This window comes from Gammaproteobacteria bacterium (genome assembly GCA_017999615.1).
In the GTDB taxonomy this organism is placed as follows: Bacteria; Pseudomonadota; Gammaproteobacteria; order JAABTG01; family JAABTG01; genus JAGNLM01.
This window is the reverse complement of sequence record JAGNLM010000010.1, coordinates 1-13325: the sequence shown is the minus strand read 5'-3', so window position 1 is coordinate 13325 and position 13325 is coordinate 1. Positions and strand designations below refer to the sequence as shown.

Genomic DNA, 13325 nt, shown 5'->3' with positions numbered 1-13325 from the left:
CGTAATTGACGCCGTGGGCTGCCGAGTGTACTTTTACGCGCCTTACGCGGTTGTTTCGCGGGCGTCGGTTACCGCGGGGTATGGCGCAGCCTGGTAGCGCACCTGCTTTGGGAGCAGGGTGTCGGGGGTTCAAATCCCTCTACCCCGACCAGACGGGAGCACGCCGGGCGGGAACCCGGGCCTGCGCGGGGATAGAGCGCCCGTAGCTCACCCGGATAGAGCATCGGCCTTCTAAGCCGAGGGTAGCAGGTTCGAGTCCTGCCGGGCGCGCCAACCGGAGGGGACGCAGAGAGTTGATGGTGGGCGTAGCTCAGTTGGTAGAGCCCCGGGTTGTGGTCCCGGTTGTCGCAGGTTCGAGCCCTGTCGCCCACCCCATGTTCTGAAGTGAAGGGCCGTTAGCTCAGTCGGTAGAGCTGCTGACTCTTAATCAGTAGGTCGGAGGTTCGAGTCCTCCACGGCCCACCAAAAGCAAAGACCTACCCCTGAAGCCATTCCGCGGCGAAGGGGTTCTCGGGTCCGATCTTCTCCACCGTCACACCGTAGGCGTCACGGAAGGCCCGCCCCGCGGCGGGTCGGCCCGACCACTTGATCTCGAAGCCCCTCAGGCGATCGCCCTGTTTCACCACCAGGTCGACCTCCGACTGCGCGCGGGAGCGCCAGAAGAAGAGCTCGGCGGGGGCGCCGAGCAGCGCGTTGCGCTTGGCGATCTCGGCGATGACCCAGCTCTCCCAGAGGGCGCCGATGTCCGGGCGCAGGGCGTCGGCGGAGAAGGCGTTCAGCAGGGCGTTGCGGATCCCCGTGTCCCAGAAGAACACCTTGCGGCCCTTGGCTATCTCCTTGCGCGGGTTGGTGCTGAAGGAGGGCAGGCGGAAGATCACGAAGGTCTGCTCCAGCAGTTCCAGGTATCGCTCGACCGTGGGGCGCGCCATCGAGAGCTGCGTGGCCAGCTCGTTGATCGACCCCTCCGCGCCGGCCTGGTGAGCGAGCAGCAGGAGCAGGCGCCTGATCAGGTCCGGTGTCTTCACCAGCCCGGTCTGCAGCACGTCCTTCCAGAGGTAGTCGGCGCTGAGCTCGCGCAGCAGGGCAATGGGGTCGGGGGTCAGGATCACCTCGGGATAGCTGCCGAAGGCCAGGCGCTGCAGCAGCCAGGCGCGCAGCTGCGGGGCGAAGTGCCGGCAGAGGTGCTCGCGGGGCAGCTCCGAGGTCGCCCAGGTTTGGGTCGCGAGGGTCTCGGAGAAGAGCAGCGGTGGCAGCACCAACTTGCGGTTACGCCCGGTGAGGCTCTCCGCGGCCTGGTCGAGGAGGTCGAGCGAGGAGGAGCCGAGGAGCAGGACCTTCAGCGGCAGGCGGGCGTCGTGCCAGCCCTTGACGATGCGGGACGCCTCCGGGAGGCGCTGGGCCTCGTCGATGACCAGCACCGGGGGGCTGCCGAGGGCGCGCAGGGCGTCGGCAGGGGGCAGGGCCGCCGCGGCCCGGAAGCGGGCCTTGTCGACCTCCACATCGAAGTTGAGGAACAGCGCCCTGCGGCCCTGGAGCACGTGCTCGACCAGCGTGGTCTTCCCGACCTGGCGGGCGCCCAGCACGATGCCGACCTTGGTGCCGGCGAGGAGGTCTTCAAGGGCCTGATCGGCGTACCTTTTGATATACATGAATGAAAGAATAACCGTTCATTCTGTATATCACAACGAGCGGTCGGGGGAACGACCGCGGGACGCCGCTGGCTTGTCGCAGCCGCCTTGGCGGTAGGAGGCGACCCAGGACTACTTCCGACTACCGTGCCGCGGCCAGGGCCTCGCGCACCATCGCCGGGTCCACGAGCCACGCCGTCCAGAAGGCCACGTGGACCGCGACGATCAGCCAGAAGGTGACCTGGTAGGAGATCTTGACCGTCTTGTGCCGCATCGTTTGCTGGGCAACGTAGGCACCTGGCCAGCCACCGACCAGTTCCAGAAGGTGCAGCGTGGACTCCGGCACCCGCCAGTGCCCCTGGATCGCGCGGTACTTGTCGTAGGCATACACGAGAAAGGCGAGCGCGCTGGCGACGGGGTAGGCCAGAAGGGGAATGGGGCTCGTGCGCAGCACGCTCGCTGCGCCGGCCAGATAGAACAACGCAAGGCCGGCAACGAGCCAGGTCCGGGTGTCGAGCGGCAGAGGGCGCAAGCCCGTGCTCCGGGCGCCTTGGCCACCGCCGGTACGCTCCGTGCGGGGACGGATGAACCCGAATCCCTTGTCCCCGGTCCCTCGTACGATGCGGCCCGCGTTATCGCTCATGCGAGTTGCCCTTGACACCCTGTCGGAATCCTCACGCCACCACGAGCGCCAGACGGTACCGCGTACCGGGTCCCGTGCCCAGCGCCGCGTCTGGCGCGGCGTCGGGTCGATCTTGCGTCAGCGCTTGCCCATGCGGGTGACCCCGAAGAGGCTCTCCTGCCCGGCTGGTTGGCAGCGCCAGTACTGCCGCGGGGCGCTCACCTGGCCGCCGAGTTTGGCTGCGGCGTGCCAGGGCCAGCGGGGGTCGTACAACATGCCGCGGCCGAGGGCGACGAGGTCGGCCTGCCCCTGCAGGACGATGGCCTCCGCGTGCTCCGGCTCGGTGACGAGACCTACGCCGACCACGGGCAGTGCGACTCGCTCGCGGACCTGTCTCGCGAAGGGGATCTGGTAGCCGGGCCCTACCGTCATCTTCTGGTCCGGAGACAGGCCCCCGCTCGAGACGTGCACGTAGGCACAGCCGCGCTCTTCCACCGCCCTGGAGAACGCGATGCTCTGGGTGACGTCCCAGCCGCCGTCGACCCAGTCAGTCGCGGAAATGCGGACGCCCACGGGCTTGTCGGAGGGGAAGGCCGCGCGAATCGACTCGAAGACCTCCAGGGGGAAGCGCATGCGGTTCTCCAGCGAGCCCCCATAGCGGTCGGTGCGCCGGTTGCTGAGCGGGGAGAGGAATTCGTGCAGCAGATAACCGTGGGCGGCGTGCACCTCGACGAGGTCGAGCCCGAGGCGTGCGGCGCGCGCGGCTGCCTGCGCGAAGGCCTGCCGGATGCGCTGCAGGCCCGCTTCGTCCAGGGCCGCCGGAGGTGTCTCCCCGGGGGAGTGCGGGACCGCCGAAGGGGCGACGGTGGGCCAGCCGCCTTGGGCGGGTGAGAGCAGGGCGCCTCCATCCCAGGGGGCCTGACTGGATGCCTTGCGTCCCGCGTGGGCGAGCTGGAGCCCCAGCCGGATGTCCGAGACCGCGCGTGCCGCCCCGATGACCTTGCCGAGCGCCTCCTCGGCCGTGTCCGAGTAGAGCCCCAGGTCGAACGGGGTGATCCGCCCCTCGGGAGCGACCGCCGTGGCCTCGATGATCAGCAGGCCCGCGCCGGAGGCCGCCAGTTGCCCCAGGTGGATCAGATGCCAGTGCCTTGCGCATCCCTCCTCGGCCGAATACTGGCACATCGGTGCGATCACGACCCGGTTCGGCACTTCCAGCTGGCCGACCTTCAGGGGAGAAAAGAGCATGCTCATGCGGTAGGTCCTGTTTCGCCGTCGTCACCGAGTGTGACGAGGGTACGATTCGCGCTCTTGGCGCTCAAGCGTGTGCGCCGCCCGGCCGATGAGGAGGTGGTCCTTCCTCGTTGCCAGCAGGGTGTGCCGCATGCGCAAGGGCTTCTCGTCGACGCAGGGACCCCGCTCGCTGGGGTCAGCCGCTACGGCAGGGCTCCTCGGGGTTTGCCTGGGCCTGTGGGCGGCTGCCGCAGTCCCCGCGAGCCTCGCTCCCCAGAGGGCGCGATTGTCGGCGGTGACCGCCGCCGGAGAGTTGCATCCGGTCGGTGAAGTCCTCGGAACACCCGAGGGGCGAGGGGTATTGGGCGTGCGCCTGCCGAGCTCTGCCGCGCTCGACGGTGCGCGGTTCATCGTGGTGGAACTTCTCGACCCATCCGGAGCCTCGGCACCCGGGGCGTTTGCCCCGCTCCCGGCTGGCGCCGGCGGGGCCATCGACCTGGGGACGCCTTCCCCCGCGCGGGTGCAGTCGCTCGTGGCGGCCCTGGGGAGCGCGGAGACGGACGACCCGCTCTTCCTCGCCTATTGCCTGCTGGTGCTCCGTGCCCCCGGCGTGTTGCCTTACGCCCAATTCTTCGGCCCCCTGGTCCGGGAGGCCATCCTGGGCCACCAGGGATTCGCGGCGGAAATGGATGGACCGGGCTCCCCGAAAGGCAGTCTGTCCGCGCGGCTGGCTGAGAGCGTGCTGGCCGCGATGGCATCCAGGAAGATCGACCTCGGGGCGTGGCTTGCCGCGGGGAACCCTTCACCCGCACAGGTCGAGGTGATGGGACGTGAGCTCGGTGCGGCACTCGCCGAGGCGGGCAGCCGGGCCGGCATCGGAGCCGCCACCCTGAAGGCGGCTCACGGGCGAGCGTGGGAAGTGGTCAGGACCCGGGGCCAGAGGGAACTGCTCGGGTTGCTGCCCCGGGACGTCGGCGCCTCGGTCGAGGGGGCCTTCCGAGCCCTCGGTGAGGGCCTGGCGGTCACCGGCGACCGGGCCCCGCCGATCCAGCTCGGGGCCCGGTTGCGCTGAGGGGCGCTGCGATACCGGTGCTTTAGAGGTTGTCTTCCGCGGGCCGAGCCCGCGCCGCCCTCACTTCTCCCGTTCGCGACCGGCAGCCTGCGGGGTCGGGAGCACTGCGTCCCCTTCGTGCCCGTGCCCGTGACCGTGACCGTGGGCGTGCCCTGGCCCGTGCCCTGGCCCGTGACCGTGCGCGTGCCCTGGCCCGTGGTGGTCTTCGTGCCCGCACTCGCAATCGTGGGCGCGATCGTCGTCGTGAGGGGCCGCCGGTGCGAGCGTCCCGGCCAGGTAGTCTCGGACCGCCTTCCGGGGCTCGGTCTCGGCGGTCTGCACGACGGTGATGCCGCGCGCCCCCACGCGCCGGACGAAGCCAGGGCCCGCACTCCCCACGATGACCACACTCGCGACGTCGATGGGGTGGGGACCGTCACTGTGGAACTCGTGGAAGGTGAGCTCCCTGGGAAGCTCGATCCAGTCGAGTTGGGTGGGCTCCGAACCGGCCCCGCCGACCTCCCACACCGAGAAATTCCGCGTACGGCCCGCGTGGGCCGTGACGGTCCTGCGATTCTGGCTACCCACCGCGATCTTCATAGGGTGTCCTCATGCATGTTCGGTTACTGATTGAACTCTGATTTACTGGGCCAGGCTGAGGAGGTGCCGGCCGTAGGCCCGCACGTCGTCCCAGTCTGTGTAGTCGATGACGGCCCGCCGGTCCGTCGGGCCGTGCGTGATCTTCATGATCATCTGGATCATGAGGACGTCGTACCAGGGCCAGGCCGGGTAGTCGACCTTGCCCGCGATGACCTTCGCCTCCTTGGGCTTCCAGGCCGAGCGCTCGAGGAACTTCTGCATGTAGCGGTTGCCCTCGACCGTCGCCTTCGCGGGCGTGCGGGCGACGACGGAGAGGTTGAAGAAGCTGTTGGGCTTCGAGTCGAGGATGGTCTTGTTTTCCGCCACGAACTGGAACACCTCTTTGGAGTAGGTCCCGTAGATTACCGGCGCCCCGACCGCGACCACGTCGTATCGGGACCAGTCCACCCCCTCGTGTACGGCCTCGCGGATCTCCATCATCTCCGCCCGGCCGCCGCTGGCGGTGATGCTCTCGCAGATCGTCCGCGCAACCCGGGCCGTGTGGCCCCGGCGGCTGCCGTACAACACCAGCACTGATTTCATTGGGTCTCTTCCGTCCTGCAGGGTGCTTGTGCCCCTTACGGGCACTATGATGTCTCATTGACCCACTCCCGGCCAGCCAGCGGGTTGATCGCTCGACGGGGCCCTGGGTCCGGTGCGGTCGGCGAGGACACCAGGCAGGGTTCGCCGGCCAGAGACTCGTTGCCAGTGCGGGCGGTGCCCGCGGAGGTCCTTCTGCCATGCGTGCCTCGATTGCCATTCTCGCCCTCGCACTCTTCGCCAGCACCGAAGCACTCGCCCTCGACGTGGGCGGCGTCACGCTGCCCGACTCCGTCCAGGTCGGCGGCCAGACCCTTGCCCTGAACGGCGCGGGGTTGCGCAAGAAGATGTTCGTGAAGGTGTACGCGGGGGGGCTCTACCTGAAGTCGAAGGCGACCGACGCCGACTCCGTCGTCTCCGCCGACGCGCCGATGGCCGTACGCATGCACTTCATCTATGACGGGGTCTCCCCCGCGAAGCTGGTCGAGACCTGGACCGAGGGCTTCACCGCCAGCACCGGCGGCAACACCGCGCCCATCGCCGATGCCATCGCCGCCTTCAACGCCCTGTTCGACAAGGAGGCGAAGAAGGGGGATGTCTACGAGGTTTCCTACGCCCCCGGCGCGGGTGTCCAGGTGTCCTTCAATGGGGCGGTCCGGGGCACGGTCAAGGGTGACCTCGCCTTCAAGAAGGCGGTCTTCGGGATCTGGCTGGGCAGTCAGCCGGCGGACAAGGGATTGAAGGCCGGCATGCTGGGCGGCAACTGAGCCGGCGTGGGCGTGTTCGGGCTCGGCTCTCTGCCGGCGCGCCAGCGCGCGCGGGCAACCCCTTCTGCCCGCCGGCGTGGGTGGTTCCTGCTCCTTCTGGGGATGGCGTGGCCCGGCATCGCCGGTGCGGAGGTTGTCAACGTGCAGGAATGGGTCATTGCGGACGTTGCGACGGGGGGGATGCGGTCTTCCCTCGGCACGACCTGGGGGGCCGTCACCGACACCGTGATGGGCGGTGTCTCCCGGGCCCGAGTGGGTCTCGAGGAGGTCGACGGGCGCCGCTGCCTGCGTCTCACGGGCGAGGTCCGGCTGGAGAACAACGGCGGGTTCGTCCAGGCCGGACTCGACCTCGACCCCGACGACGCGCCGCTCGACGCCTCCGGCTTCACCGGGGTGCGCCTGCGGGTGCGGGGCAACGGGGAGACCTACGGCCTGCACCTGCGCACCCGCGACCTCTGGTTCCCCTGGCAGTCCTACCGTGCAAGCTTCACGGCACCCCCTGCCTGGACCGAGGTCCGCCTGCCATTCGCGGCGTTTACCGCCTATCGCACTGGCAAACCGCTCGATAGCTCGCGGCTGGCGCGCCTCGGCGTGTTCGCCATCGGCCGCGCGTTCACGGCGGACATCTGTGTGGCGGAGGTGGCGCTCTACCGCTGAGCGGGTGGAACTGCCCCCCGAGAACATCGAGGCCGGTTGCTTCGCTCACGAGCAACTCCCAGGCTGTGTCCGTTGGCCTGGTCGTCCCCGCATGAGCGGCGTCAGTCCCCCGAGGGCGGGCGCACTTTGAATGCGGCAAAAGGTCTCCCAGACCGCCTGCTACTTCTCCGGATGGATCCGCGTGATCTTCGAGCCCTGGATGCCGATCCCGAGCATCAGGCCCTCCTGGCCAAAGATGAACGCGTACACGTCGTCCCGGGCGGTCGTGGTCGAGATGTTCTTCGCGACCCCCTCGTCCACCACGACGAGCGAAGGACCGATCCCGAGCTCCCAGCCTTCGCTCTTGTCCAGGTACTTCAGCGCCGACTCGTTCACGAACAGGAGGGCGTACCCGAAGGTCTGCACCCCCGCCTGCAGCCCGTAGGAGACCGCCTTGGAGCTGTAGAAGCCTTGGGCCTGGTCCGCTTTGAACAAGGTGCCTTTGCCGTAATGGCCGCCAATCAGTAACCCGCCTTTGATGATGTCCGGGAACACCAACACGGCGCTCGCCTTCTCGCCGAGGAGCTTGGCGGCTGGCACCGTGCGGTAGAGATTCGCCAGCGCCGCGCGGGATTCACGCTCGATGTCGGCCGCGGTGTCGGCGGCCACAGGAAGTGCCAGCGCGAAGAGGGCTGCGGCGGCAAGGCCGAACAGGATTCTTGTCAGAGGACTGCGTGCGTTCATTGGCTTGTCCCGTAATGAAGAAGTCGAATGTGAAATCCTCAGAGAGAGCCCGCCCCAAGTACCCCGAACCGCTACGCCGACGAGTCCGGTGAATGTGACTCTGTCATTTCCGAAACTTTTACGGCCCCGGGGCTCGGCGGAACTGCCCCGGAGTGTGGGATACCGTCCGTGCGGTCGTAACCTCGAAGAACTACGGGCTCTCCAGGAGTCCCGGTCCCTGACCTCCCTGGCGGAACTGGGCAGAACCGTGCTGGTCACGCGGTAGCGGTGGGCTTCGACCCAGTTCTCCTGCGTGTAGCCGACGGCGAGGCCGGCACCTGCCTGGTGCGGGCTTCGCGCCGGGGTTGGGGGCGACTCGCATGAGCGGGCGACGCGGAACGCCATGAGCAACCTCGACACCCTTACCTCGCTCTTCGAGACCGGCGGCATCGAGCTCCGCCGCGGGCCGCTCTTCGACGAGACCCCGCCGACGCTGCCCCCGTCCCCGCGGCTTCGGGACCGTGTGCAGGAGACCCCGACCGACAACCCTAACCCTTAACCCGAGCCCACCGAGACCTGAAGTGGACAATAACGGTGGCCCCGGGCGTGGACAATAAAGCTGGCCCTTGACACCGCGACGAAGCGGGCAAGACCTCTCCGCGCCGGGAGGGGGATCGAGCGTCGAGGAATTCGACAGGCGCGGCTAGGGTCTGCGCACAACTCATTCGCTTACTAGACCGGCAGGGGCTGCCGGCAACCGCTGCCAGACGTGGCTGAAAGGGGGCGGGTGGGTGCGGCTGAGGCGGTTCATGCGGCCTATACTCCCTATACGCAGGGCGACTCTCATCCTGCTGGGCCGCTCGGCGCGGTGCCGCCAGACCGCCTGCATGCGTAACAGTTGCCTCCTCCCGCTGAGGTCCTCTCTTCTTGCTTTGGTCATGGCGTGGCTCGTTGTCGCCTGCGCCGGCGGCGGGGGTGCGGGTGGAACACTGCCGGTTGGAACCGCACCGCTCCTGGTGTACGTCGCGGCTCCCGATTCGCCGCCGGGTTTTCGGGGGGCCGCTGAAGCCGCCTCGACGGCGGCCTTCGAGCACGCCAGGTTAACCTTCAATCCGGACGACGCACCGGCATCTGCCGTGCGGATCGACCTGCGGCTGGACTACCGCAACCTGACGGAGACGGAATTCGAGACCATCTGGCGCGCCACTACTATCCTGCTCCTCACCCTCTATCCGAGCACATGTGGGCACCGCACCTATGACCTGACGGCTACCGTCACCGGCCCGGGCGGGGCATCACGCACCTATGCGCAGACCGACTCGACGGTGTCGTGGCTGTGGCTTCTGCAGGCACCGCACTGCGGCGAAACCCCGACCCCAGAAGAAATCGAGTCCGCCACCGCTCGCATGCTCGCGGCAATCTACGAGGACATGAGGCGGGACCGGGCTCTCGATACGATTGCGCTCGGCATCAGGGGGCCGGACGGCCCCCTCGTGCGAATCTTCAGCAATCGGGCGAAGGAACTGGTGGAACGGGTCGCGCGGGTCGAGCGACCCTTCGATCGCTGGGCGCTCACCGACTATGCCAGGGGACCGGAAGATTATCTGGTGGATCTCGACTTTGACGTGCGGCATGGCAGCTTCAGCATTGGCCGCGGCTACCTCGCTATCGCGACTGGCGGGCTCTCCACGCTCCTCGGCGGACTCTGTACCGCCTCGACCATCACGCTCACCGCCAACTTCATCGGACCGGACCCGGCGCGCACGCGTGGCTACGCGTTCTCCGAGTCGGTGTCCACCCGTGCCACGTCCGGCGGTGGATGCGTGGGCGTCGACGAGGGGACGCAGCCGGACGCGTTCACGGACCTGGTGCACCGCCTGTTCGAGCAGATCCAGGACGATGAGCTCATCGCCGCGCTTGCACCGCACGCTACGGTTGCGCCCGTACCCCCGCTGGTGCGCGTTGACATCTCGGGGGCTGCCAGCCCCGTGCGCCTCGCCATGGTCAAGGCGATGCCTTTCCCGCGGTTCGTTTTCGGCGCACCGGCAGGCCTTGCCCCGTCCGATTACGTTCTGACCGTGGCCATGGAGACTGCGGGCGGCGGGCGCAGGGAACCGGGCACCATGGGTGCGTACGGGTCCGCTTTGGTGCTGGGCCTGACCGGAATGAACCTGTTCTGCAATCCCACGACGTTCATACTGCGCGCGCGGCTCTCTGATAGCAGCGGGCGGGAGGTCCGCAACTATGAGCTCGCTCGCGAGTTCGGCTATGTCGGAGAGGGTGACGATCACGGGTGCCACGACAACGAGCACTCAAACCCCGGGGCAATCGACGAACTGATGCGCGAGCTCTTTCAGCGCATGCAGGATGACGGAACGTTACGGATGCTCTCGAGTTCTCTGGCCACTGGCGGCGGAGAATCGGCATTGCGCACAGGTCGAGGACCCAGCGCGGCCGCGCCTGGAACTGGCGTGAATCAATCAGATCGGCGAGCAGCAGACCAATGAGCTCCGTGCGCGTGATGCCCCGCTCGGCCGTCAGTTTGTGACCCTGGCCTGGCCGCACGCCGTCGCGTTGGGTCCCGCGCAGTGGCAAGGTCGCCAAGCTCTCGCAGTATTCCACGATGGCATCCATGCAGCGTCGGGCCACCGCAGGTGAGCCGTGCTCGGCGATGTACTGATGAAGCTACAGCAAGCTGTCTTCGGCCTCGCGCGAGTGGTCTCCGGACGAAGTCAATGGGATTGAATCCTGCGCCAGGGGGTTGGCTGGCGCCACTCCACTGGCTGCCCTGCCCAGAGACCGCGCACTCACTGAGATCGGCCCGAGCTCAGAACTTCCAATTCAGGGTCGCGGCGAGGAAGAACATGCCGGCGTTCTCGAAGGAGCCCTTCAGGTCGCCCTGACCGCCGAGCGCCACTGGTGCGCGAGTCTGCCCGTCCACGTCCAGGGTGCCGGTGTAGACGTACGCGCCGGAGACGCTCCAGCTCAGGGTCTTGCTCACCTCGTTCTGCGCGCCGACGCCGAAGCGCCAGGCGGAGTTCGCCGGGAGCGCGGGCGAGACGTCGCCGCTCTGGAACTTGGAGTCGTAGGCCACGCCGAAATGGAGCAGCCAAGGCTCGCTCACGCGGTACTGGGCGCCCACCGCGGCGTGCCAAGTGTCCTTGTAGTCCAGATCGGCGGTCACACTCTTGGGGTTGTCGGTGTCCGAGATCCCGACGTCCACCCTCCCGAACTCCGACCAGTCCTGCCAGCCCACGCTGCCGAGGAGCGCCCAACGGTCGTCGAGCTGGTGGTACACGCTGCCCATCAGCCCCTGGGGCACGCGCATCCCCAGGTCAATCTTCGCGTTGAGCAACCCCCGCGCGCCGAGGAGCCCCTGCAGCAACGGCTCCAGGTTGGAAAACTTGGCGTCCGACTGGAAGCTGAGCACTACCTGGGAGTTGTAGACGAGGCCGAGGCGGGTGGCAGGGTCGATCTGGTAGAGCAGGCCGAGATTGACGCCCCAGCCCCAGTCGCTGTCGTCCACTTTGAGCTGTCCGTCCTCGGGACTCAGCGGATTGTTGATCGCGACCTTTTGCTCCATCTTGCTGTACATCGCGTTGATCGACGCCCCGAGGGAGAGCTGCTCGTTGATGCGGTAGGCGATCGAGGGGAGCAGCGAGACCCCCATCAGGGTCGCCTCCTGCACGTAGTACCGACCCACCCAGTCGCTGTCGTACTCCAACGCGAGACCGAAGGTACCGGCGAGGCCGAAGCCGACACTGAGGTCCGGCGAGACGCTGTGGCTGAAGAACGCGCTCCCCCCGGGGAACCAGCCGACCGGGTTACCGCCGTCGCCGCCGGTGAGCGCCCCCGAGGTGCCGGCGCCGGACGAGAACTTGAGGTCGCCGTAGAGCATCTGGGCCCCGAAGGCCGCCTGGGAACCCGTGAGCCTCGTCATCCCCGCCGGGTTGGCCAGCACCGTGGAGGCGTCCTGGGCGCGGGCGCCGTAGCCCGCCGCAGCAAGGCCCACGTCGACCGTGCCGACCTCGTAGAGGATGACCCCGCCCGCGGTCGCGGACGTCGGGGTCAAGGGCCCCCCGCCTGCGAGCGCGACCAAGACGACCCCGCGCGCCCACCCCCTAATCCCGATGGCAATCGTCATCTCGGTCTACCTCCGCGTGGTCGGGTGCGCTCTCAGAGTGTCGGGAAGGCGCGGTAGTGCAAGCCGTTGGCGCCGTCTCTCACTCGCTCGTCTTGTTGTCGCGCTGAGCCATCTCAAGCTTCCTAACGCCCATGAGGGAGTGCCCCACACCCCCCAGCATGAAAGCCACTTCCACGCTAATGTCCTCGAGCGTTAGCTTCGACCGGTCGATCGTCAAGGTAGTCCTTTCGGGGCTCGGTGGCGAGTTGCCACCGAAGGCCGGTGGACATCGACCGGGACCCTCCAGGGTGCTATTGAGGGAGTGTTCTAGGGTGGGCGTGTAACCCTGAGTGTCACGCTTCGTGACGGCCGGTTCGTCTCCTCCTGGCCGGTCGGGCCCCTTGGCCCCGGCTGCGCTGATTGCGGGGTCCGGGTCCGCCCTGTCGGAGAACTCAACACTTGCCTGCCGGCGGCGGGTCCTGGTCGGTGCCCAGCCGGCGTCGGCCGCCACACCCTGCTGGCCGGCATTATCCGCATGGTCGGGCACGCACAGGGCTCGAAGGCGCGCGACGGAGCACCGGGCGTGTAGACGGGCGTCAACCACCCGGCTTGAACCCCGCGCTCGTTCCTCCCACACTCGGCTTGCCGCGTGGGGCGAAGGTGCCCCCCAAGCCCGTTCCCCGGCCCTCGAGCCGGCGCGAGAACCAGAACAAGATCTCGGGCGATGCGGCGACTGGCCCGCCGGGCGGATGGCCGGCGGGCGCTTTGCTTTGGGCCCGGCTCGAGCGTCTCTGCCTGAGCACCCCACCGGCGAACCTCCCCCTCAGGTCGACGAGAGCCGTGGCCCGCGCCCGCCAGTCGCGCCGGCGCCGGAACCCCCACGGAGGTGATGTGCCCACGATGAGCCCCAATTACGTCCACGGCTACACACCGCGCGAGGCGCAACGCCTTCTCGACCAGGCTGGCACCCTCGCGGAGCTGCTGCACCACGACACCGGCTACCCCGCCGGCTCGCTCGTCCTGGAGGCCGGCTGCGGCGTCGGCGCGCAGACCGTGGAGCTCGCGCGACGCAGCCCCGGTGCCGCGATCACGGCGGTTGACATCTCCGCCGAATCCCTGGCGGCCGCCGAACGGCGGGTCTGCGAGGCCGGCCTCTCCGGCGTGCACTTCCAGCAGGCCGATCTGTTGCACCTGCCCTTCGCCGAGGGCGCCTTCGACCACGTCTTCTTGTGCTTCGTCCTGGAGCACCTGCCGGACCCCGATCGGGCGCTGCGCAGCCTCGCCCGGGTCGTCCGTCCCGGTGGCACGGTGACCGCGATCGAGGGCGATCACGGCTCCACCTTCTTTTATCCGGACGACCCCTACG

Annotated in this window: 13 protein-coding genes and 4 tRNA genes; 10 read left to right on the top strand and 7 right to left on the bottom strand. The window is 68.2% G+C overall.

All coding sequences use genetic code 11. From position 1 onward, the window contains the following. The first annotated feature begins 74 nt into the window (after nt 1-74). The 4 genes from KA217_09080 to KA217_09065 all read left to right on the top strand — a co-directional run bounded on the left by KA217_09080 (nt 75) and on the right by KA217_09065 (nt 465). Nucleotides 75-151 (top strand) — tRNA-Pro (locus tag KA217_09080). A gap of 45 nt (nt 152-196) precedes the next feature. Next, nucleotides 197-273: transfer RNA gene (locus KA217_09075), tRNA-Arg, on the top strand. Between the two features lie 26 nt (nt 274-299). After that, a tRNA-His gene (locus KA217_09070) sits at nt 300-375 on the top strand. 14 nt (nt 376-389) lie between these two features. After that, nucleotides 390-465: transfer RNA gene (locus KA217_09065), tRNA-Lys, on the top strand. 11 nt (nt 466-476) lie between these two features. On the opposite strand, the gene KA217_09060 is transcribed toward KA217_09065, so the two are convergent. The 3 genes from KA217_09060 to KA217_09050 form a co-directional block, all read right to left on the bottom strand. Then, complete coding sequence (locus KA217_09060; protein MBP7712596.1) at nt 477-1649, bottom strand: ATP-binding protein; 1173 nt, start codon at nt 1647-1649, stop codon at nt 477-479. Nucleotides 1650-1770: 121 nt separating this feature from the next. Beyond that, nucleotides 1771-2271: a DUF1294 domain-containing protein gene (locus tag KA217_09055; GenBank protein MBP7712595.1), complete on the bottom strand. Its 501-nt coding sequence runs from the start codon at nt 2269-2271 to the stop codon at nt 1771-1773. Between the two features lie 117 nt (nt 2272-2388). Continuing rightward, nucleotides 2389-3501, bottom strand: coding sequence for an NADH:flavin oxidoreductase/NADH oxidase (locus KA217_09050; protein MBP7712594.1), 1113 nt, complete (start codon nt 3499-3501; stop codon nt 2389-2391). A gap of 346 nt (nt 3502-3847) precedes the next feature. Here KA217_09050 and KA217_09045 point away from each other — a divergent pair, with 346 nt between their 5' ends. Beyond that, a complete protein-coding gene (locus tag KA217_09045) occupies nt 3848-4552 on the top strand; it encodes a hypothetical protein (GenBank protein MBP7712593.1) in 705 nt (234 codons plus the stop codon). Between the two features lie 60 nt (nt 4553-4612). Here the strand turns inward: KA217_09045 and KA217_09040 are convergent, their stop codons facing one another. Together KA217_09040 and hemG are read right to left on the bottom strand one after the other, a co-directional pair. Then, nucleotides 4613-5131 (bottom strand): nitrogen fixation protein, encoded by a 519-nt coding sequence (locus KA217_09040; GenBank protein ID MBP7712592.1) that lies wholly within the window; start codon nt 5129-5131, stop codon nt 4613-4615. Between the two features lie 42 nt (nt 5132-5173). Next, nucleotides 5174-5713 (bottom strand): menaquinone-dependent protoporphyrinogen IX dehydrogenase, encoded by a 540-nt coding sequence (gene hemG / locus KA217_09035; GenBank protein MBP7712591.1) that lies wholly within the window; start codon nt 5711-5713, stop codon nt 5174-5176. Nucleotides 5714-5910: 197 nt separating this feature from the next. On the opposite strand from hemG, the gene KA217_09030 reads away from it, so the two are divergent. Further along, nucleotides 5911-6477, top strand: a complete 567-nt coding sequence (locus KA217_09030; GenBank protein MBP7712590.1) for a chalcone isomerase family protein — start codon at nt 5911-5913, stop codon at nt 6475-6477. Between the two features lie 180 nt (nt 6478-6657). Further along, the gene (locus tag KA217_09025; GenBank protein ID MBP7712589.1) at nt 6658-7134 is read left to right on the top strand and encodes a CIA30 family protein; all 477 of its coding nucleotides are present in this window, start codon (nt 6658-6660) and stop codon (nt 7132-7134) included. A gap of 159 nt (nt 7135-7293) precedes the next feature. On the opposite strand, the gene KA217_09020 is transcribed toward KA217_09025, so the two are convergent. Further along, complete coding sequence (locus KA217_09020) at nt 7294-7857, bottom strand: twin-arginine translocation pathway signal protein (protein MBP7712588.1); 564 nt, start codon at nt 7855-7857, stop codon at nt 7294-7296. A gap of 382 nt (nt 7858-8239) precedes the next feature. Here KA217_09020 and KA217_09015 point away from each other — a divergent pair, with 382 nt between their 5' ends. Then, the gene (locus KA217_09015) at nt 8240-8395 is read left to right on the top strand and encodes a hypothetical protein (GenBank protein MBP7712587.1); all 156 of its coding nucleotides are present in this window, start codon (nt 8240-8242) and stop codon (nt 8393-8395) included. Between the two features lie 457 nt (nt 8396-8852). After that, nucleotides 8853-10343, top strand: a complete 1491-nt coding sequence (locus tag KA217_09010) for a hypothetical protein (protein MBP7712586.1) — start codon at nt 8853-8855, stop codon at nt 10341-10343. A gap of 320 nt (nt 10344-10663) precedes the next feature. On the opposite strand, the gene KA217_09005 is transcribed toward KA217_09010, so the two are convergent. Then, nucleotides 10664-11908, bottom strand: coding sequence for an outer membrane protein transport protein (locus KA217_09005; GenBank protein MBP7712585.1), 1245 nt, complete (start codon nt 11906-11908; stop codon nt 10664-10666). Between the two features lie 951 nt (nt 11909-12859). Here KA217_09005 and KA217_09000 point away from each other — a divergent pair. Continuing rightward, the coding region (locus tag KA217_09000) for a methyltransferase domain-containing protein (GenBank protein ID MBP7712584.1) at nt 12860-13325 on the top strand (466 nt) is incomplete at its 3' end.

Coding starts and splice junctions, on each gene's coding strand:
- KA217_09060 (MBP7712596.1), bottom strand. CDS start 1,649: ATGTATATCAAAAGGTACGCCGATCAGGCCCTTGAAGACCTCCTCGCC.
- KA217_09055 (MBP7712595.1), bottom strand. CDS start 2,271: ATGAGCGATAACGCGGGCCGCATCGTACGAGGGACCGGGGACAAGGGA.
- KA217_09050 (MBP7712594.1), bottom strand. CDS start 3,501: ATGAGCATGCTCTTTTCTCCCCTGAAGGTCGGCCAGCTGGAAGTGCCG.
- KA217_09040 (MBP7712592.1), bottom strand. CDS start 5,131: ATGAAGATCGCGGTGGGTAGCCAGAATCGCAGGACCGTCACGGCCCAC.
- hemG (MBP7712591.1), bottom strand. CDS start 5,713: ATGAAATCAGTGCTGGTGTTGTACGGCAGCCGCCGGGGCCACACGGCC.
- KA217_09030 (MBP7712590.1), top strand. CDS start 5,911: ATGCGTGCCTCGATTGCCATTCTCGCCCTCGCACTCTTCGCCAGCACC.
- KA217_09025 (MBP7712589.1), top strand. CDS start 6,658: ATGCGGTCTTCCCTCGGCACGACCTGGGGGGCCGTCACCGACACCGTG.
- KA217_09020 (MBP7712588.1), bottom strand. CDS start 7,857: ATGAACGCACGCAGTCCTCTGACAAGAATCCTGTTCGGCCTTGCCGCC.
- KA217_09015 (MBP7712587.1), top strand. CDS start 8,240: ATGAGCAACCTCGACACCCTTACCTCGCTCTTCGAGACCGGCGGCATC.